Raw genomic sequence first — 17,346 nt, 5'->3', positions numbered from 1 at the left:
GATGTACGCTGTCTAGCGACCGTGCCAGGTTTCCCAAAGGCCACGCCAGAACGCGTTGGCATTGCGACGCGCGCGCCATCGCAGGTTCGGCAGTGCGACGGCCAGCCACTGCGTCGCGTCGTCGATGCGCCGCTCGCCGAAGCGCTCGGGCGCGTTGAAGAGATCGAGATACGCCTGCCGGTAGTGCTGCACCATGGCGGCGTCGTGATAGTACGTCTCCATCCATCGACGCGATGCCGCACCGATTTCCGCACGCAGCGAGGCGTTCGTCAGCAACTCGACGAGCGGCCCTTCGGCGGCTTCCAGCGGTACGTCGACCCACGGCAGCTCACACGCTCCGGTGAGACGCCGCAACTGCGACTGCACCCGGTTGTCGAGATGGCCGAGCGTCGGCTTGCCTTGCGACAGCGCTTCGAGTCCGGAGAGGTGATAGTTGCCCGTCACGCATTCGTCGAGCGCGATGGCCGCACGCTGCTTCAGACGCAGGCACTCGTCATGCGGCGTGCCGGTGATCAACCGCACTTCGCAGAGTCCCCGGCGTTCGAGCTTACGCAACAGACGCAATGTCTGCGGCGCGCCTTTCGTCTCCCAACGTTTTCGCCATCCCGACGATCGTCCGCTCGGAGAGAAAACCACGACCGGAAGGCCCGTCTCACCGACGCATTCCGGATGGGGACGATAGCGTGCGTCGTCGAGCGGCACGATGTTCGGCACCACACGTGCGAAGGGATAAAAGCGCTCAGGCCCCTGGGCGATCACGAGTTGCGGTAGCGGATCGGTCACGATGCGTTCGCGCATCGCGGCATCGTCGCGAGACCAAAGCTCCGGGGCGGAATGGAACTGACGGATCAGCTTCTTGTTGCCGAAACGCTTGGGGAAGTCGGCGCCGAACGTGGTTTCCATCGGAAAAATCTGATGGATGTGAATGACGTCTGCTGCGGCAACAACATCGAGCGCTTCTTCTCGCTGGCGTTGCCAGTCGAGATCGACGGCAAACGTGCGTGCCGCGTAAGCCGTCGCGTTGAAGACGACGTGGCGCGCCGCAATATCGGTATGCCGGTTCAGCGCGGCGACGATGTTGCCCGGACTGCCCGCGACCGGCGTATGGGAGAGGTGAACGACCTTCATGCGCGCAGTCTATGCCGCCACTGCCCGCGCGAGTTTACGGTCGCCGGTGCGTATGCTTACGCGCCGTTACGCCGGTAACACGTTATTCGGGCGCTGCCACGTTGGCATGGTTCCGCCGTCCCGCCGTTCACATCCAGCAACGACGCGGCGCATCGCGCGATTTCTGCGCGTCGACGTGGATGGCGACGCCTCGCCGTACCCCGGTCGCGGGGCGTCCCGACGTTGCATTTCTTACGCTTACGGTGACACGTCGAGCACGTCGAAAATCCGACGCCTCCCAACGCGCTCCCACACCGACCCACACCGACCCACGCCGCCCCGCGCTGTCGCGAGGTCGCCGTGGGGTCGCGATCAGGCGTTGAAACCGCCATCGATGGTCAGGCTCGCGCCCGTCACGAAAGCCGCTTCCTCGCTGGCGACATAAGCCACCATCGCCGCAATTTCTTCGGGACGCGCATGACGCTTGAGCGCCATCAAGTCGTGCAACGAAGCGGCGAAGTCGCTCTGCGCCGGGTTCATGTCCGTATTCGTCGGCCCCGGCTGCACGTTGTTCACGGTGATGCCGCGCGGCCCCAGATCACGGGCCATGCCCTTGACGAGACCGACCAGCGCCGACTTGCTCATGGCGTAGGCCGAACCGCCCGGAAACGGCATGCGTTCCGCGTTGCACGAACCGATGTTGATGATGCGGCCACCTTCGCCCATATGGGCAAGCGCCGCCTGCGAGGCCACGAACACCGAACGGACGTTGACGCTCAGCAGGCGGTCGAAGTCTTCCAGCGGGAGATCCGCCACCGACGCCAGCGCCAGCATCCCTGCGTTGTTCACGAGAATGTCGATCTTGCCGAGCTGACGGGCGGCGTCGTTCACCGCGCGGGTCAGTGCGGCGGCATCTGCGGCGTCGGCTTGCAGCGCAATGGCGCGCCCCCCGGCCGACTGAATACGCGCGGCCAGTTCCTGCGCTGCGGCCTTCGAGCCGTGATACGTGAAAGCGACTGCCGCGCCGCCGTCAGCGAGTCGCTGCACGACAGCCGCGCCGATACCGCGCGAGCCGCCCGTCACGAATGCCACCTTGCCTTGAAAGTTCGTTGCCATGATGTTGCTCCACTGGGTTAGGAAGTGAATGCAGTATCGGCGCTCGATTACGTCTTAACTAGACCATAATGTCGATCATCACTTTCAACCTATTGGAACAGATGAGTTATGGACGCCCTGCATCTGATCGAATCGTTCGTCCTGAGCGCGCGCGCCGGCAGCTTCTCAGCGGCCGCCCGGCGGCTGGGCATGACGCCTGCGGCGGTGAGCAAGAACGTGGCGCGTCTCGAAACGCAGCTCGGCTTGCGGTTATTTCACCGAAGCACGCGCAGCCTTACGCTGACGGCGGGCGGTGAGCGCTTCCTTCTCGACGTGGATGGCCCGTTCGCGGCGTTGACGGATGCATTTTCGCGAGCGTCGGAGCGCGAAAGTGCGCCGTCGGGGACACTCAAGGTGAGCGTCGCGCACTCGTTCGGGCGTGAGTACCTCATACCGATGCTCGGCGAGTTTCTCGTGCGTTACCCGGACATCGTGCCCGACTGGCGGTTCGACAACCGCAGCGTGGACGTCGTGGGCGAAGGGTTCGACGCGGCCATCGGTGGTGGCATCGAACTTACGCAAGGGGTGATCGCGCGACGGCTCGCGCCAACCTACGCCGTGATGTGCGCCTCATCGGCCTATATGGCGGGACGCAAGATGCCTGAGCACCCCTCGGCGCTGACGGCATTGGACGCCATCATGCGTCGCTCGGGCATGTCCGGGCGCCTGCGCGCGTGGGATCTGCGCAATGTCGAAGGCGAGCGGGTGAATGTCGAGGCGCGCACCCGCATGATCTTCGACGATCCCGAGGCGATGGCGCATGCCGTCGCGCTCGGCTACGGCGTTGCGCTGCTACCGATGCCGCATGCCGCGCCGATGCTCGCGACAGGCCGCATTCTGCGATTGCTGCCCGGTTGGTTCGACGAGTACGGCGGCGTGTCCATCTACTACTCGAACAAGAAGCAACTGCCACTGCGTACGCGCGTGTTCGTCGATCACGTGGCGCAGTCATTCGAACAGCAGCGACTCGCCGCACGCTTCGACTGGCGATGGGACGGCGCCGGCGGCAAGTGAATTGACGCGATATCGGTCATCATGGAGCGCGCGCATGGGCGCTACAGACACCACGGGCACCAAGGACATCCTGGACATCGAAGCCACCGCACAATGGGGCGTTAGCGATGCGCGAGGATGTTGAGCAGACGTCCGAGCGGGTCACGCACGTAGAAGCGCCGTACGCCCCACGGTTCGTCGGCGGGACCGTATTCGATGGCGATGCCGGCGTCGCGCATGCGGGCGAGCGCCTCGTCGACGTCATCGACCTCGATGGACAGATCCGGCACCGGCGTGCCGTTGCCGCCCTCAGTCGCGACGCTCATCTGCACTGCCATCTTCGACGCATTGCCATACGTGGCGATCCAGCCGTGATCCATCAGCAAGTCGAGCCCGAGCAGCTCACCGTAAAAGCGCTGCGCCGAGTGCATCGCTTGCGGCGACGGCGCGGCAATATTGGCAACGATGCGGTTGACCTTCATCTTCATCCTTACGCGAGTGACGGCTTAAGTTACGGATTCGTGGTCCACCCGACCAACTGGACGGGCGCACGAAAGACCTTCGGTGAGGGACGCCGAAAGCGTAGCACGTGGACGTGCGTACTCTGCTCCTTGCGTTGTTCCGTTGCGTGCACTGTAATGAAAGCGTCTTGCCGACGCCGCATGTGGGGATGAGAACGCCCCGGCGCCGGTTGCACAGGGGGGTGGGAGATCCATCATGGACACCACCGGAAACGCGTTGCGTGCGGCGGCGTTCGCCGTCGGCGTGCTTGGCGTGGGCGCGGTATGCGCAGCGCCCACCTATCCGCCACCGACCATCGAGGTCGAAGCGGCGGTCAACCAGAGAATTGCGATCTGGCAGCAGACCAATCACAGCGTACTTTGCCGCGACCTCGGCACTCCGACGTTCGAACTCGATTCAAAGCCATCGTTAGGGGAAGTGATACCGGAATGGATCACCTACACCGTGCCGGTCGGTCAGCGCTGCGAGGAGATGAAGTTCTCCGGCATGATCGTCTGGTATCAGGCCGGGCCGACGCCGGGCACCGACGTGGTGATATGGAAAGTCGGATTCCCCCGCGAGTTCGGTAGCCGCCCACCGAACACAGGCGAGCACCGCGTCACGACGAAAATCCAGATCCGCTAGCGCCCCCTACTCCCGGGATTTTTCGGATTTGCGAGTCGACACGCGGCAAATCGCTTGCGTCCGACGTATTGGGGCGAAATACAATTTCTCTCACGCCCCCCGCTACGTCCAATGAATATTTCGACTTCCAATGATCCGCCTGACACCTGATACCCGTGAAAAAATTCGACACGTTGCAAACTTTGCCCTCATTGGCGCCACCCTGACTGGCGTCGTAGTTGGCCGCACCGGGCTGCCATACGACCCGCGGGACATCGTCGGTGTCATTACGGCAATCGTTGCCGCGATTTGGATTTTTCGACGACGGTGACACGGCATGTGGCCAGACCTTCAATTCGATGCCAACTGGGTGGATTGCGGCGCAGTGATCAGCGGCTTTGGTTACGCAGCCTGGCGAACGTGGCAAGCACGCAGAGACAAGACGCGCAGCCCACTCGCGACGTCTCATGAGTTTGCGTTCGGGGCGGCCATTTTTCCTCAATGGCTCTTGCTGCTGTGCGTAACGTCGTCGACCATTGTCGACGGGCTAGCGAATGCGAGCCGCATCAGTCTTTGTGTCGCTGGCAGTTATGCACTCGGCGCAATGTGGGAAGCACAACGCTCCGGTCGCGTGCATGGCCGGCGCAAGCGGTCCTAACCAAGCGCGTTGTCCACATGAAAAACCCCGGCAAGCATCGCTATACCGGGGTTTGAAGAACGCTCGAATGTCTCGTGCGTCGGGCCCGCACATCGTTACATGTTTTCGATCATCACGTCGCCGAAGCCGGAGCACGACACTTGTGTCGCGCCTTCCATCAGGCGCGCAAAGTCGTACGTCACCTTCTTCGACAGAATCGATTTCTCCATCGACGCGATGATCAGATCCGCCGCCTCCTTCCATCCCAGATGACGCAACATCATCTCTGCCGACAGAATCTCCGACCCCGGGTTCACGTAATCCTTGCCGGCATACTTCGGCGCCGTGCCGTGTGTCGCCTCGAACATTGCTACGGAGTCCGACAAGTTAGCGCCTGGCGCAATCCCAATGCCACCGACCTGCGCCGCCAGCGCGTCCGAAACATAGTCGCCATTGAGGTTCAGCGTCGCAATCACGTCGTACTCGGCCGGGCGCAACAGAATCTGCTGCAAGAAGGCATCGGCGATCGAATCCTTGATGATGATGTCCTTGCCCGTCTTCGGATGCTTCACCTTGCACCACGGACCCCCGTCGATCTCGGTGGCGGCAAACTCCTTCTTCGCGAGTTCGTATCCCCAGTCGCGGAATGCGCCCTCGGTGAACTTCATGATGTTGCCCTTGTGCACGAGCGTCACCGAGTCGCGGTTGTTGTCGATCGCGTACTGGATCGCCTTGCGCACCAGACGCTCGGTCCCTTCGCGCGACACCGGCTTCACACCGATGCCCGACGTGTCGGGGAAACGAATCTTGCTCACGCCCATTTCGTTTTGCAGGAACGCGATCAACTTCTTCGCCCCCGCCGATTCGGCTTCCCACTCGATCCCGGCGTAAATGTCCTCGGAGTTCTCGCGGAAGATCACCATGTCGATCTTCTCCGGCTGACGCACCGGCGACGGCACGCCCTTGAAGTACTGCACCGGTCGCAGACACACATACAGATCGAGCTGCTGACGCAACGCCACGTTGAGCGAACGGATGCCGCCACCGACCGGCGTCGTCAACGGCCCCTTGATCGACACCACGTAGTCCTTCACGACCTGAAGCGTTTCGTCGGGCAGCCATACATCCGGACCGTAGATACGCGTCGACTTCTCGCCGGCGTAAATCTCCATCCAGTGGATCTTGCGCTGACCGCCATAGGCCTTTTCCACGGCCGCATCGACGACCTTGAGCATCACCGGCGTAATGTCCACGCCGGTGCCGTCGCCTTCGATGTACGGGATGATCGGATTGTCCGGCACGTTCAGGGAGAAATCCTTGTTGACGGTAATCTTCTCGCCTGCCGGGACCTTGATGTGCTGATACGACATGATGGGGCTCCAATGGGGGAATCAGATGGCGCTGCGCACGGTGTCGCCTATTGTAGTCACAGCATCCGGCTATGGATATGACACAACGCAAGTCTTATATAAGACACAAGACTGACGTTTCCGATTATGCATTAACATGTCGACGCTGAATAGTTTCCCTCACCCCGTATGACACTCCTCGCCCTGAACAAACCCTTCGGTACGATCTGCCAGTTCTCGCCGCATCCGACACGCCCGACGCTCGCAGAATGCATCGACCTGCCGGACGTCTATCCGGCCGGACGACTCGACGCCGACAGCGAAGGACTGTTGCTGCTCACCGATGACGGACGCCTTCAGGCACGCATCGCCGAACCGGAGCGCAAATTGCCCAAGACCTATTGGGCGCAGGTCGAAGGTGAATACGACGAAGCGGCACTCACGCGTCTGCGTGGCGGACTGGATCTCGGCGACTTCGTCACGCTGCCGTGCGAAGCCCGATGCATCCCCGAACCGGAACATCTCTGGCCCCGCCATCCCCCAATCCGCTATCGCGCGAGCATCCCGACGCACTGGCTCGAAATCAAACTCGTCGAAGGCAAGAATCGTCAGGTCAGACGCATGACGGCCGCCGTCGGCAAACCGACGCTTCGCCTTGTGCGCGTCGCCATCGGTCCGGTCGACGTCTTTTCGTTGAACCTCGCGCCCGGACAGTGGGGCGAACTACCGCAACAAATACTTACACTTTCCGGTCAACGCAGTCGTCGCTCATCTCGTTGAGGGAACAGGTGCGCAATATATGCACCGCTAACTGAAACGAGGAAACCAAGTCATGAACAAACTGCTGCTCGCACTGACCGCCGGCCTGATCGTGTCCGGTGCCGCGATGGCCCAACAATCGGCGCCGGCAACGGCGCCTGTCGCACCGGCAGCGCCTGCAGCAGCAGCGCCTGCTACGGCGGCACCGGCGGCTGACCATGCCGCACCGGCGAAGAAGACGGCCACCAAGCACAAGAAGCATCACCACAAGAAGACCGGCAAGAAGACCATGAGCCAGCCGCCGGTCGGTAACAAGCCGTAATACTTACGGTCGCAAAATTCCGCGAGTGGGTTGTCAACCGATGTCCTGAACGGACGTTAAAGGAGATGACTCACTTCGCGGGTCAACGAGTACACCACCCAAACATCGAGCTTCAACGAGGAATCTCATGAAAAAACTGATCGCTGCCCTGGTCGCTGGCCTGTTCGCAACGGGCGTGTTCGCCCAAGCTTCGGCTCCGGCCGCTGACGCCGCTGCTCCGGCCGCTGCAAGCAAGCCGGCTGCAAAGAAGAAGTCGACCCACAAGAAGTCGTCGCACAAGAAGGCCAAGAAGGCCGCTGCTGCTGAAGCTCCGGCTGCTGCAAGCAAGTAAGTACCGCGTCGCGCAGCATGGCTGCGCAACGGACGGTAACAGGCAGGTTGCGCATGCAACCTGCTTTTTTTTCGTCCGGCGGCTACAATGACCCGCGACTCGCGGGACTGCCCTCCTCATGGTGTTGAGCACATTTCGGCGTCATTTCGACCGCATTCCTGACGTTCCCCCGATCTTCTCCAGGAGTCATTCGTGATCCGGATTTCACGTCAACTGGCCGCGCTTGCTGCCAGCGTCACGTTCACCAGCATTGCCGCCGTCATGGCGATCACCCCGGTCAGCGCTACGGCACAGATCAAACAGCCGGGAGAATTCCCGACCGTCCAGCTCTCCGCCGGCATGTACCTCATCAAGGCCGAAGTCGCTGCCAACGAGCACGATCGCGAACAAGGGCTGATGTACCGCACGAGCATGCCCGCCAACGCCGGCATGCTCTTCGTGTTCGAGCAAAGCGCCGGGCACTGCTTCTGGATGAAAAACACCAATCTGCCGTTGTCCATCGCGTTTCTCGCCGATGACGGCACGATCGTGAACATCGAAGACATGGCGCCGCAAACGGAAGACAATCACTGCCCCCGTGCCGCAGTGCGATACGCACTTGAGATGAATCTCGGCTGGTTCAAGAGCAAGAACCTCAAGCCCGGCTCGAAGATCTCCGGTCTGCCGCGCTAAGCGCACGCAACCTCTCTCACACAGACGCACTGCTACGAGTGGCGCTAGCGAGCGCCACTCGATATCTCCAGCGCGGCACCCAGCGCACGCTCGAGAAATCGATCCAGCAGCCACGGGTCGAAATGACGTCCGCGCTCGGCGAGCATGGCGCCGACGATCTGCGCGGAACTCAACGCGGCACGATACGGGCGGTGACTCGCCAGCGCGTCGAAGACGTCGACCAGTGCGACGATGCGTCCGGCCAGAGGAATGCGATTGCCGGACAGCCCATAAGGATATCCGCCGCCGTCATAACGCTCGTGATGCGTGCGTGCGACCGTCGCAGCCAGTTCACATGCCGCGCCACCGATGGCGCTCAACATATCGGCGCCCAGTTGCGGATGCATTCGCATCATCTGCATTTCGTCCGGCGTGAGCTTTCCTGGCTTCTCCAGTATCGAATTCGGAATACATAGTTTGCCCGTGTCGTGCAGCGCTGCGGCGAGCCCCAGGGCCTGCGACTCGATAGCGGACATGCCCAACGCTTGCGCGAATCGCCAGGCGAGCGCGCCGACACGCCACATGTGCGTTGCCGTGCCACCGCGTTTGTATTCGGCGAGTCGGAACAGGGTCCAGGCGGCGGGCGGCAGGCTTCGCATGAGTCCCGCGTCGGCAAGCCAGTTTCGATGCGTTGCGCGAGGGTCTTGCGGGGCGTGGACCTCTCGCGTGACCGGGGCATGGAAGACCGGCGGGAAGGCAAAGGCAGGTGACGGAGATGGCGCGGTGCACGTTGGCGCAGGGTCTGGCATGGGCTGTCCGGAAAGTGTGAAGCGGCTTAAGACGGCTGAAAACGGCTGAAAACGGCTTAAGACGATTTGAAGCGTCCACTCTAACCATGCCCACTTGCGCAAACGTTGACGCGGATCAAGCAAGCCAAAGATCCTGATGACTCTGCGAGCGCTGAAAAACAAAAAGCCCACTGCACGCAGTGGGCTTTCGTTTTGCCGGTGCCGTCAGACACTCGGGTCGGGTAACTGACGTTGTGCTTCGACGAAGAGGCGTCGAAGCCGACCGGCAAATTCCGGGAGTCTCGATTACGCGAAGTTCTTCGCAGCGAATTCCCAATTGACCAGATTCCAGAATGCCTCGACGAACTTCGGACGGGCATTGCGGTAGTCGATGTAATACGCGTGTTCCCACACGTCGATCGTGATCAGCGGCTTGTCGGCGCCGGTCAGCGGCGTGGCAGCGTTGCTGGTGTTCACGATGTCGACCGAACCGTCGGCCTTCTTCACGAGCCACGTCCAGCCCGAACCGAAGTTACCCACGGCCGACTTCGAGAACGTTTCCTTGAAAGCGTCGTACGAGCCGAACTTGGCGTCGATGGCCTTGGCCAGATCGCCGCTCGGCGCACCGCCGCCGTTCGGCGACAGGGTGTTCCAGAAGAAGGTGTGGTTCCACACCTGTGCTGCGTTGTTGAACACGCCGCCCGACGACTTCTTGATGATGTCTTCGAGGCTGGCGTTTTCGAATTCGGTGCCCTTGATCAGGTTGTTCAAGTTCGTCACATAGGCTTGGTGGTGCTTGCCGTAGTGATACTCCATCGTTTCCTTGGAGATGGTCGGTGCCAGTGCATCGATGGCGTACGGCAGTTCAGGGAGCTTGTGTTCCATGGCAATTGTCCTTTGTGCTCTGAGGGGAACCCGATTTTGCGTTATCCGGAGCCATCGATTCTAGGGCAGATGCGATAACCCCGCAAACCCAACGGGTACTTGGTTTACGCAATCTGCCCGACGAATGTGACGATTGTTTGCCGATCCCGACTAATCGATGCACGATGCCTGCGATTCGCCAGCTTTGCCCAACAGGGTCGACTAAAAAGTATCGTCTAGCCTGACCTGAACGTCACCAATGCCCACATCCGCCGCCCCGTCTGCCAGATGCATCGTCACCTGCTGGCCTCGCTGCAACTTCTTCGGGTCGCGCAGCGGGTGCCCCTTCGCATCGAGCACTGCGGCATAACCGCGTTGCAGCGTGCGGCGCGGGTTGAGCAACTCGAGCTGAGCGTTCGCGTCGAGCAGGCGCTGGGTCGAACGCTCCGCGCGACGCGACATCGCCGTGCGCAAGCGTTGCGAGAGCAATGCCAGCCGCTCATGCTGCGACGCCACATCGGGCACCGCACGGGCCAGTCTCAGGCGCAACATCTCGAACCGGCTGCGGCGCTGAGCGAGCGGACGCTCCAGCGCATGGCGCATGCGGTCGGCCAGATGGGCCAGTTCGCCGCGTTGACGCGCCAGACGCTCACGCGGCGATACCAGCCCGCGCGACAGACTGTCGAGTTGCTGGGCACGCTGCTCCAGCGTGCGGCGCATCGCGCGGCTCAGGCGCTGGCGCTCGCGGTCCACGTCGCGCAGACACTCATCGCGCGCAGCCGTGATCAGCTCGGCAGCCGCCGTGGGCGTGGGGGCGCGCACGTCCGCCACAAAGTCGGCAATGGTGAAATCGGTTTCGTGTCCCACGCCGGAGACCACGGGCAGCTTGCTGCGGGCAATGGCGTGCGCGAGCACTTCCTCGTTGAACGCCCACAGGTCTTCGATGGAACCGCCCCCGCGGCACAGGAGAATCGTGTCGACCTCGTTACGGGTGTTGGCCGTGTCGAGTGCGGCCGCCAGCCGCGACGCTGCGTCGACACCCTGCACCGGCGCCGGGTAGACCACGATGGAGATGTGCGGGGCGCGGCGGGCGAGCGTCGTCAGCACGTCGCGCAAGGCTGCGGCCTGCAACGACGTGACGACTCCCACCCGGCGCGCATAACGGGGCAAGGGGCGTTTGCGTTCGGCATCGAACAGACCGGCGGCGGCGAGCTTTTCCTTGAGCCGCAGGAACGCTTCGTACAAGTTGCCCTGCCCCGCCCGGCGAATCGCCTCGACGTTGAGCTGCACCTCGCCGCGCGGCACATACATGGAGAGCAAGGCCCGGACTTCGACCCGGTCGCCCTCTTTCGGCGAGAAGTCCGCGTGCTGCGCGCGCCCACGGAACATCACGCAGCGCATCTGCGCCTGCGCGTCCTTGATCGAGAAATACCAATGGCCGCTGGCTGCGCGCGTGAAGTTGGATATCTCACCGCTGACCCAGGCCAGAGGGAAACTCCGCTCCAGCACGCCGGCAACGGCCTTGTTCAAATCCGAAACACTTAGCACGCGATCTGCACCACCGTTGGGCCGTGCATCGTCGAAAGATAGGTTCATGCGTATGCGCTGACGAAAAACTGTCCACAGGCCCGCTAATTTAAGGGTTTTCTCGTCCGGGCGCCCCATATTTCCTGCACCGGGACAACAAACCCTTGATTTATCAGGGTTTGCAGGGGACATCTGCTGTCCCGCGCGTCACGAATCAGGCGACGGCCCCCAGATATATCTTCGCTGGGCGACATGTGCACATAGTTATCCACAGGCTGATGGAAAAGTCTTGGGATTTGTGAGCTTGCGGTGGTGTTCATTTCTGAAACCGCTCATTGCCTATTTTTTCATCACGAACTAAAAAGAGCCGTCGCGTCAAAGAGTTGTCGAACGTATCCCAAGGTTGTCCACATCCTTGTGCTCGTCAGGTGTGGAAAACGGTGCTTGCCCATCCCCCCCCTGCACGCTACAGTTCGGACTCGTTTGCCCATCCCCGCAACAAGCAAGAGGTCGTCTTTGTTCGCCGTCATCCAGGCCGCCGGCTGGCCCATCTGGCCACTTCTCATCGCATCCGTCATCGCCCTCGCTCTGATCGTGGAGCGCGCATTGTCGTTGCGCCGCACTCGCGTGCTGCCGACGGGCGTGCTCGAAAACGCGATCACGCTCGCCCGCCGTGGCGCCGCCAAGCAGGACGCCACCGAAGCGCTGGCCCGTGGCTCGATGCTCGGCCGGGTGCTGGCGACCGGCGTCCGGTACGTCGCCCATAATCCGCAGGGCCCGCGCGAAGGTGCGAAGGAAGCGCTGGAGGAAACGGGGCGTGCCGTCGCTCACGAACTGGAACGCTTTCTGCCCGCTCTGGGCACCATCGCCTCGGTCGCCCCGCTGATGGGGCTGTTCGGCACGGTGATCGGCATGATCGAGATTTTCGGTTCGCAGGATGCAACAGGCACCGATCCCGCCCAACTGGCGCACGGCATTTCCGTTGCGCTCTACAACACCGGCTTCGGGCTGATGATCGCGATTCCCGCGATGATCTTCTACCGCTATTACCGCACGCGTGTCGACGCCTTCCTCGTCGAGCTCGAGACGCAGGCCGTTCATTTTCTCGATGCCACGCTGCCGCGGCATTGATTCGAGAGACACGCGATGAATTTCCGTCGAGGTCTCTCCACGCGCGACGAGCCGGAGATCAATCTGATTCCGCTCATCGACGTGCTGCTCGTCATCCTGATCTTCCTGATGGTCACCACGACCTACACGCGCTACACGGCGCTCAAGGTCAATCTGCCGACGGCGGATGCCGAAAAGGCCGTGGTGCCGCCGCGTCAGATCGTCGTCTCGGTCGGCGCGGACGGCAGTTACGCCATCGATCGGCACTCGCTCGCACAACGCGACGTAGCGAGCCTGACGGCGGCACTGCGTCAGGCAGCCGGCCCGGCGAACACGGGTGCCGAGCCGCCCGTCATCATCATCAATGCCGACGCCAAGAGCGCTCATCAATCGGTCATCAACGTGATGGAAGCCGCGCGTGAAGCCGGCCTGTCGCGTCTGACGTTCGCCGCGCGATCGACGACGGCGCAGCCGGCCCGATGACCCACCCCACTCGCCCGGACAACGCGAACGGGGCGCGCGCACGCGCGCTCGTGCCTCGCCTGTCCGGATCGCTGGTGCATTGGGTGAGCGCGCAGTGGCAACGTCGTGGGATCGTGGCGTGGCTGTTGTGGCCCCTGTCGTGGATCTTTGGCGCCATCGCGGCGTGGCGGCGCATGCGTTTTCGTCGTGGCGGGAAGCCGTCGACGCGCCTGCCGGTGCCGGTCGTCATCGTCGGCAACCTCACCGTGGGAGGTACCGGCAAGACACCGACCGTCATCGCCCTTGTCGAGGCATTGCGCGCCCGCGGCTATACGCCCGGCGTGCTCTCGCGTGGATACGGCGCGAAGCTTTCCCGTCCGACCGAGGTAAGTGTCACCGCGCGCCCCGAAGCGACCGGCGACGAACCGTTGCTGATCGCCAAACGCACGGGCGCGCCTGTGTGGGTCTGGCCGTCGCGCGTCGAAGGCGGCCAGGCGTTGCTCGCGGCACACCCGGAATGCGATGTCATCGTGTGCGACGACGGGCTTCAGCATTACGCGCTGGCGCGCGATGTTGAGATTGCCGTCTTCGATCACCGCCTTGGCGGCAACGGCTTTCTCTTGCCCGCCGGACCGTTGCGTGAGCCGTTGTCGCGTCGTCGGGACATCAATCTGATCAACGATCCTTACGGCAAGACGCTGCCCGAGTGGCCAAACACTTGGCGTCTGACGCTCACGCTCGGTGACGCGTGGTGCGTGAGCCAACCCTCGCTCACCCGGGCGCTGTCGCACTTCGCAGGCAAACGCGTGCTGGCCGCCGCCGGCATCGGGGCGCCGGAGCGATTCTTCGCGGCATTGCGCGCGGCAGGCTTGCAAATCGAGACGCTGGCGCTGCCCGATCATTACGACTTTGCGGTGAATCCGTTCGACGGCGTTGCCGCCGACGCCATCCTGATCACCGAAAAGGATGCAGTAAAATGCGTCACCTGGTCCGACCCGCGTGTGTGGGCCGTACCTGCCGAGGCAGCGCTCGATGCGCGTCTCGTATCACTGGTAGTGGAGAAATTGCGTGGACAACCGACTGTTTGAGATTCTCGTCTGCCCGTTGTGCAAGGGCCCGCTGGCGCTGGATAAGAAAGCCCAGGAGCTGATTTGCCACGCAGACAAGCTCGCGTACCCGATTCGCGACGGGATTCCCGTCATGCTGGCCGATGAAGCACGTCAGTCCGTCGAAGGTACGCCCGTCCCGCTGAACGACGACAAGTCCGCATCGTGAGCGATACGAAAGCCACCCTCGATTTTGTCGCCGTGGTGCCCGCGCGCCTTGCGTCGACGCGCCTGCCCAACAAGCCGCTGGCCGACATCGGCGGCAAACCGATGGTCGTGCGTGTCGCTGAGCGCGCGCGCGAGTCGGGGGCGCGTCAGGTGGTCGTGGCCACGGACGCGCAAAGTGTGGTTGACGCCGTCTCGGCCCATGGCTTCGATGTCGTGCTCACGCGTGCCGATCACCCGACCGGTACCGACCGTCTTGCCGAAGTCGCCGTCCAGCAAGGCTGGTCCGACGACACCATCGTCGTCAACGTGCAGGGCGACGAACCCCTGATCGACCCGCGGCTGGTGCATGCCGTCGCCGGGCATCTGGCCGAACATCCTGAATGTGCGCTGTCAACGGCAGCGCATCCGATCACCGACAACGCCGAGATCTTCTCGCCGAACGTCGTCAAGGTCGTGCTCGACGCGCACAGCCGTGCGTTGTATTTTTCCCGCGCCCCCATTCCCTGGTCGCGCGACGCGTGGGCTGCGGGCCTGGCCCATACGGCCACGCTGCCGGCCGCGACGACACCGATCTTCCGTCATATCGGGCTGTACGCCTATCGCGCCAAGTTCCTTCGCAGCTATCCCAGCTTGCCGCAGGCGCCGGTCGAGACGGCAGAGTCGCTTGAGCAGTTGCGTGCGCTCTGGCATGGCGAACGTATCGCCGTGCTGGTTACCGACGATGCCCCGCTGCCGGGCGTGGATACCGCCGAAGATCTCGAACGCGTGCGCGCATTGCTGAAAAACTGACGCACCACCCCGTTCGCGGCTCGGTGCAAATCCGAGGTTCGGCACGCCCCTGTTGCGGTAACGGGTGTGTCCCGGAAATCGCATCGGCGTGGCGTTAGCAAGTCTGCAAAACGCCGCCGGGCGGGCATGACGTGGCATAATCGCTCTGATTCTCGCGAGCAGACCTCGGTCCCGCGCGCGTCGCGCTATGCCGAGCGCGACGTCTGCGCGCCGCGTGGTTGGCCGGTCACCGGACCCGCAACCGCCGCAAGACACCCGTGGGACGCACCCGCCTGCCGCACGCACAGCATTTACAAATCACAAACTTTCAGGAGTCATCGATGCGTCTGATTTTGTTGGGGGCACCCGGGGCCGGTAAGGGCACCCAAGCAACTTTCATCAAAGAAAAATTCGGCATCCCGCAAATCTCGACCGGCGACATGCTGCGCGCCGCGATCAAGGAAGGCACCCAACTCGGCCTCGAAGCCAAGCGTTTCATGGACGCCGGCGATCTGGTGCCGGACGCCGTGATCATCGGCATGGTGAAGGAACGCCTCACCGCCGACGACTGCAAGAACGGCTATCTGTTCGACGGTTTCCCGCGCACCATCGCCCAGGCGGAAGCCATGAAGGAAGCGGGCGTCGCCATCGACTTCGTGCTCGAAATCGACGTGCCGTTCGACGAAATCATCACCCGCATGAGCGGCCGTCGTACGCACCCGGCATCGGGCCGCACGTACCACGTCAAGTTCAATCCGCCGAAGGTCGAAGGCGTTGACGATGTCACCGGCGAACCGCTCGTGCAGCGCGACGACGACAAGGAAGAGACCGTCAAGAAGCGCCTCGCCGTGTACGAATCGCAAACCAAGCCGCTGGTGGCCTATTATTCGGATTGGGCCAAGCACGGCAGCCCGGGCGCGATCGTCGAAGCCCCGCAGTACCGCAAGATTTCGGGTCAGGGCAGCGTGGAAGAAATCCGCACCCGTGCATTCGACGCACTGAAGTAATTCAGTCGCCGTCGCCGTGTGATCGGGAGTGACCACTCACCGGTTACGCCGAAGCCGATGTCGGTTCGAGGTGTATTCCACACGCGTGACGCGAGTACTGCATAAGTAACGCCACAGAAAAGGCGGCCAGTTTCCACTGCGCCGCCTTTTTTGCCAAAGGAGGATGACGCATGGAAATTCAGGGCAATGTGTTTCTGATCACCGGTGGCGCCTCGGGGCTCGGCGCAGCGGCCGCGCGCTGGCTGGCCGGACTTGGCGCGAAAGTCACGCTCGCCGACGTCAACGTCGATGAAGGCGAAGCGCTTGCCGAGAAGCTCGGCGGCAAGTTCGTCAAATGCGACGTCACGCGTGAAGATGACGGCAAGGCGGCCGTGGCGGCGGCCCAATCGCTGGGCACGCTTCGCGGTCTCGTCAATTGCGCGGGCATCGCCATCGGCAGCAAGACCGTGGGCCGCGACGGTCCGCATCCGCTCGACGCCTTCGTGCGCGTCATTCAGATCAATCTGATCGGCACGTTCAACATGATCCGCCTGGCCGCAACCGCCATGAGCCAGGGCGAACCCAATGGCGAGGGCGAGCGCGGTGTGATCGTCAATACCGCATCCGTGGCCGCGTTCGACGGGCAAATGGGGCAAGCCGCCTACGCGGCGTCGAAAGGCGGTGTCGCGAGCCTCACGCTCCCGGTCGCCCGCGACCTGTCGCGCAGCGGGATTCGCGTGATGACCATCGCTCCCGGGATTTTCGAAACGCCGATGATGCTCGGCATGCCGGCCGAAGTGCAGGCATCGCTCGGTCAGATGGTCCCCTTCCCGCCACGACTGGGCAGGCCCGCAGAGTACGCAATGCTCGTGGAACAGATCGTGCGCAATCCCATGCTCAACGGCGAAGTCATTCGCCTGGACGGCGCTATCCGGATGCAGCCGAAGTAACGCCAAAATCAGAGGCGTACCGCCGGGCGGCGGGCCTAAAGCGCCTCCCCGGACACGTTGTCGCACCGCAGCAAAATGTCGTAGCGACTATGACTACAATGGAATGCCGACCGCACATTGCGGACGGCGCCAGACACCGGCATTCATGCTCCCCGGCCGGTGCCCGAGCATTCTTCCCGTCGTCCCCC

At 62.8% G+C, this 17,346-nt stretch carries 20 protein-coding genes; 13 read left to right on the top strand and 7 right to left on the bottom strand.

What is annotated here, in order from left to right; all coding sequences use genetic code 11:
• Positions 1-12: 12 nt before the first annotated feature.
• Together C5N93_RS08985 and C5N93_RS08980 are read right to left on the bottom strand one after the other, a co-directional pair.
• Positions 13-1,128 carry a hypothetical protein gene (locus tag C5N93_RS08985; RefSeq protein ID WP_242558989.1) on the bottom strand — a complete coding sequence of 372 codons (1,116 nt, stop codon included), beginning with the start codon at positions 1,126-1,128 and terminating at the stop codon, positions 13-15.
• Positions 1,129-1,479: 351 nt separating this feature from the next.
• Complete coding sequence (locus C5N93_RS08980) at positions 1,480-2,223, bottom strand: SDR family oxidoreductase (protein ID WP_242558988.1); 744 nt, start codon at positions 2,221-2,223, stop codon at positions 1,480-1,482.
• A gap of 108 nt (positions 2,224-2,331) precedes the next feature.
• On the opposite strand from C5N93_RS08980, the gene C5N93_RS08975 reads away from it, so the two are divergent.
• Positions 2,332-3,276 carry a LysR family transcriptional regulator gene (locus C5N93_RS08975; protein ID WP_242558987.1) on the top strand — a complete coding sequence of 315 codons (945 nt, stop codon included), beginning with the start codon at positions 2,332-2,334 and terminating at the stop codon, positions 3,274-3,276.
• 101 nt (positions 3,277-3,377) lie between these two features.
• Here the strand turns inward: C5N93_RS08975 and C5N93_RS08970 are convergent, their stop codons facing one another.
• Positions 3,378-3,737 (bottom strand): VOC family protein, encoded by a 360-nt coding sequence (locus C5N93_RS08970; RefSeq protein ID WP_242558986.1) that lies wholly within the window; start codon positions 3,735-3,737, stop codon positions 3,378-3,380.
• 235 nt (positions 3,738-3,972) lie between these two features.
• On the opposite strand from C5N93_RS08970, the gene C5N93_RS08965 reads away from it, so the two are divergent.
• Positions 3,973-4,401, top strand: a complete 429-nt coding sequence (locus tag C5N93_RS08965; protein ID WP_242558985.1) for a hypothetical protein — start codon at positions 3,973-3,975, stop codon at positions 4,399-4,401.
• Positions 4,402-5,133: 732 nt separating this feature from the next.
• Here the strand turns inward: C5N93_RS08965 and icd are convergent.
• Positions 5,134-6,387 carry an NADP-dependent isocitrate dehydrogenase gene (icd, locus tag C5N93_RS08960; protein ID WP_242558984.1) on the bottom strand — a complete coding sequence of 418 codons (1,254 nt, stop codon included), beginning with the start codon at positions 6,385-6,387 and terminating at the stop codon, positions 5,134-5,136.
• Positions 6,388-6,555: 168 nt separating this feature from the next.
• Here icd and C5N93_RS08955 point away from each other — a divergent pair, with 168 nt between their 5' ends.
• The 4 genes from C5N93_RS08955 (at position 6,556) to C5N93_RS08940 (ending at position 8,450) form a co-directional block, all read left to right on the top strand.
• Positions 6,556-7,146, top strand: coding sequence for a pseudouridine synthase (locus tag C5N93_RS08955; protein ID WP_242558983.1), 591 nt, complete (start codon positions 6,556-6,558; stop codon positions 7,144-7,146).
• Positions 7,147-7,198: 52 nt separating this feature from the next.
• Entirely contained in the window at positions 7,199-7,447 is a 249-nt protein-coding gene (locus C5N93_RS08950; protein ID WP_242558982.1) for a hypothetical protein, read from the top strand.
• Positions 7,448-7,574: 127 nt separating this feature from the next.
• Positions 7,575-7,778 carry a hypothetical protein gene (locus C5N93_RS08945; protein WP_069341954.1) on the top strand — a complete coding sequence of 68 codons (204 nt, stop codon included), beginning with the start codon at positions 7,575-7,577 and terminating at the stop codon, positions 7,776-7,778.
• A gap of 261 nt (positions 7,779-8,039) precedes the next feature.
• Positions 8,040-8,450, top strand: coding sequence for a DUF192 domain-containing protein (locus C5N93_RS08940; protein WP_242559060.1), 411 nt, complete (start codon positions 8,040-8,042; stop codon positions 8,448-8,450).
• A 44-nt stretch (positions 8,451-8,494) separates the two neighbouring features.
• Here the strand turns inward: C5N93_RS08940 and C5N93_RS08935 are convergent, their stop codons facing one another.
• The 3 genes from C5N93_RS08935 to xseA all read right to left on the bottom strand — a co-directional run bounded on the left by C5N93_RS08935 (position 8,495) and on the right by xseA (position 11,677).
• Positions 8,495-9,088, bottom strand: a complete 594-nt coding sequence (locus C5N93_RS08935; protein ID WP_242558981.1) for an HD domain-containing phosphohydrolase — start codon at positions 9,086-9,088, stop codon at positions 8,495-8,497.
• A gap of 435 nt (positions 9,089-9,523) precedes the next feature.
• Positions 9,524-10,102, bottom strand: a complete 579-nt coding sequence (sodB, locus tag C5N93_RS08930; RefSeq protein WP_150719623.1) for a superoxide dismutase [Fe] — start codon at positions 10,100-10,102, stop codon at positions 9,524-9,526.
• Between the two features lie 201 nt (positions 10,103-10,303).
• Positions 10,304-11,677 carry an exodeoxyribonuclease VII large subunit gene (gene xseA, locus C5N93_RS08925; protein WP_150719624.1) on the bottom strand — a complete coding sequence of 458 codons (1,374 nt, stop codon included), beginning with the start codon at positions 11,675-11,677 and terminating at the stop codon, positions 10,304-10,306.
• Positions 11,678-12,124: 447 nt separating this feature from the next.
• On the opposite strand from xseA, the gene C5N93_RS08920 reads away from it, so the two are divergent.
• From C5N93_RS08920 to C5N93_RS08890, 7 genes are all read left to right on the top strand, one after another.
• Positions 12,125-12,739, top strand: a complete 615-nt coding sequence (locus C5N93_RS08920; protein ID WP_069341958.1) for a MotA/TolQ/ExbB proton channel family protein — start codon at positions 12,125-12,127, stop codon at positions 12,737-12,739.
• 15 nt (positions 12,740-12,754) lie between these two features.
• Complete coding sequence (locus tag C5N93_RS08915; protein ID WP_069341959.1) at positions 12,755-13,201, top strand: biopolymer transporter ExbD; 447 nt, start codon at positions 12,755-12,757, stop codon at positions 13,199-13,201.
• Positions 13,198-14,268 (top strand): tetraacyldisaccharide 4'-kinase, encoded by a 1,071-nt coding sequence (gene lpxK / locus C5N93_RS08910; protein WP_242558980.1) that lies wholly within the window; start codon positions 13,198-13,200, stop codon positions 14,266-14,268. The genes C5N93_RS08915 and lpxK overlap by 4 nt, the downstream gene beginning before the upstream one ends.
• Positions 14,249-14,455, top strand: a complete 207-nt coding sequence (locus C5N93_RS08905; RefSeq protein WP_047905750.1) for a Trm112 family protein — start codon at positions 14,249-14,251, stop codon at positions 14,453-14,455. Before lpxK ends, C5N93_RS08905 begins: the two co-directional genes overlap by 20 nt.
• Positions 14,452-15,243 carry a 3-deoxy-manno-octulosonate cytidylyltransferase gene (gene kdsB / locus C5N93_RS08900; RefSeq protein WP_069341961.1) on the top strand — a complete coding sequence of 264 codons (792 nt, stop codon included), beginning with the start codon at positions 14,452-14,454 and terminating at the stop codon, positions 15,241-15,243. Before C5N93_RS08905 ends, kdsB begins: the two co-directional genes overlap by 4 nt.
• Before the next feature lie 320 nt (positions 15,244-15,563).
• Complete coding sequence (adk, locus tag C5N93_RS08895; protein ID WP_150719628.1) at positions 15,564-16,229, top strand: adenylate kinase; 666 nt, start codon at positions 15,564-15,566, stop codon at positions 16,227-16,229.
• Between the two features lie 170 nt (positions 16,230-16,399).
• The gene (locus C5N93_RS08890) at positions 16,400-17,158 is read left to right on the top strand and encodes an SDR family NAD(P)-dependent oxidoreductase (protein ID WP_242558979.1); all 759 of its coding nucleotides are present in this window, start codon (positions 16,400-16,402) and stop codon (positions 17,156-17,158) included.
• Positions 17,159-17,346: the final 188 nt, after the last annotated feature.

The organism is Pandoraea sp. LA3 (genome assembly GCF_022696215.1).
In the GTDB taxonomy this organism is placed as follows: domain Bacteria; phylum Pseudomonadota; class Gammaproteobacteria; order Burkholderiales; family Burkholderiaceae; genus Pandoraea; species Pandoraea capi.
The sequence above is the reverse complement of the archived record's forward strand: the minus strand, read 5'-3'. Positions and strand labels throughout refer to the sequence as shown.

Excerpts from the sequence above, each read along its gene's own strand:
- C5N93_RS08985 (WP_242558989.1), bottom strand. The coding sequence starts at position 1,128 with ATGAAGGTCGTTCACCTCTCCCATACGCCGGTCGCGGGCAGTCCGGGC.
- C5N93_RS08980 (WP_242558988.1), bottom strand. The coding sequence starts at position 2,223 with ATGGCAACGAACTTTCAAGGCAAGGTGGCATTCGTGACGGGCGGCTCG.
- C5N93_RS08975 (WP_242558987.1), top strand. The coding sequence starts at position 2,332 with ATGGACGCCCTGCATCTGATCGAATCGTTCGTCCTGAGCGCGCGCGCC.
- C5N93_RS08970 (WP_242558986.1), bottom strand. The coding sequence starts at position 3,737 with ATGAAGGTCAACCGCATCGTTGCCAATATTGCCGCGCCGTCGCCGCAA.
- C5N93_RS08965 (WP_242558985.1), top strand. The coding sequence starts at position 3,973 with ATGGACACCACCGGAAACGCGTTGCGTGCGGCGGCGTTCGCCGTCGGC.
- icd (WP_242558984.1), bottom strand. The coding sequence starts at position 6,387 with ATGTCGTATCAGCACATCAAGGTCCCGGCAGGCGAGAAGATTACCGTC.
- C5N93_RS08955 (WP_242558983.1), top strand. The coding sequence starts at position 6,556 with ATGACACTCCTCGCCCTGAACAAACCCTTCGGTACGATCTGCCAGTTC.
- C5N93_RS08950 (WP_242558982.1), top strand. The coding sequence starts at position 7,199 with ATGAACAAACTGCTGCTCGCACTGACCGCCGGCCTGATCGTGTCCGGT.
- C5N93_RS08945 (WP_069341954.1), top strand. The coding sequence starts at position 7,575 with ATGAAAAAACTGATCGCTGCCCTGGTCGCTGGCCTGTTCGCAACGGGC.
- C5N93_RS08940 (WP_242559060.1), top strand. The coding sequence starts at position 8,040 with ATGGCGATCACCCCGGTCAGCGCTACGGCACAGATCAAACAGCCGGGA.
- C5N93_RS08935 (WP_242558981.1), bottom strand. The coding sequence starts at position 9,088 with ATGCGAAGCCTGCCGCCCGCCGCCTGGACCCTGTTCCGACTCGCCGAA.
- sodB (WP_150719623.1), bottom strand. The coding sequence starts at position 10,102 with ATGGAACACAAGCTCCCTGAACTGCCGTACGCCATCGATGCACTGGCA.
- xseA (WP_150719624.1), bottom strand. The coding sequence starts at position 11,677 with ATGAACCTATCTTTCGACGATGCACGGCCCAACGGTGGTGCAGATCGC.
- C5N93_RS08915 (WP_069341959.1), top strand. The coding sequence starts at position 12,755 with ATGAATTTCCGTCGAGGTCTCTCCACGCGCGACGAGCCGGAGATCAAT.
- lpxK (WP_242558980.1), top strand. The coding sequence starts at position 13,198 with ATGACCCACCCCACTCGCCCGGACAACGCGAACGGGGCGCGCGCACGC.
- adk (WP_150719628.1), top strand. The coding sequence starts at position 15,564 with ATGCGTCTGATTTTGTTGGGGGCACCCGGGGCCGGTAAGGGCACCCAA.
- C5N93_RS08890 (WP_242558979.1), top strand. The coding sequence starts at position 16,400 with ATGGAAATTCAGGGCAATGTGTTTCTGATCACCGGTGGCGCCTCGGGG.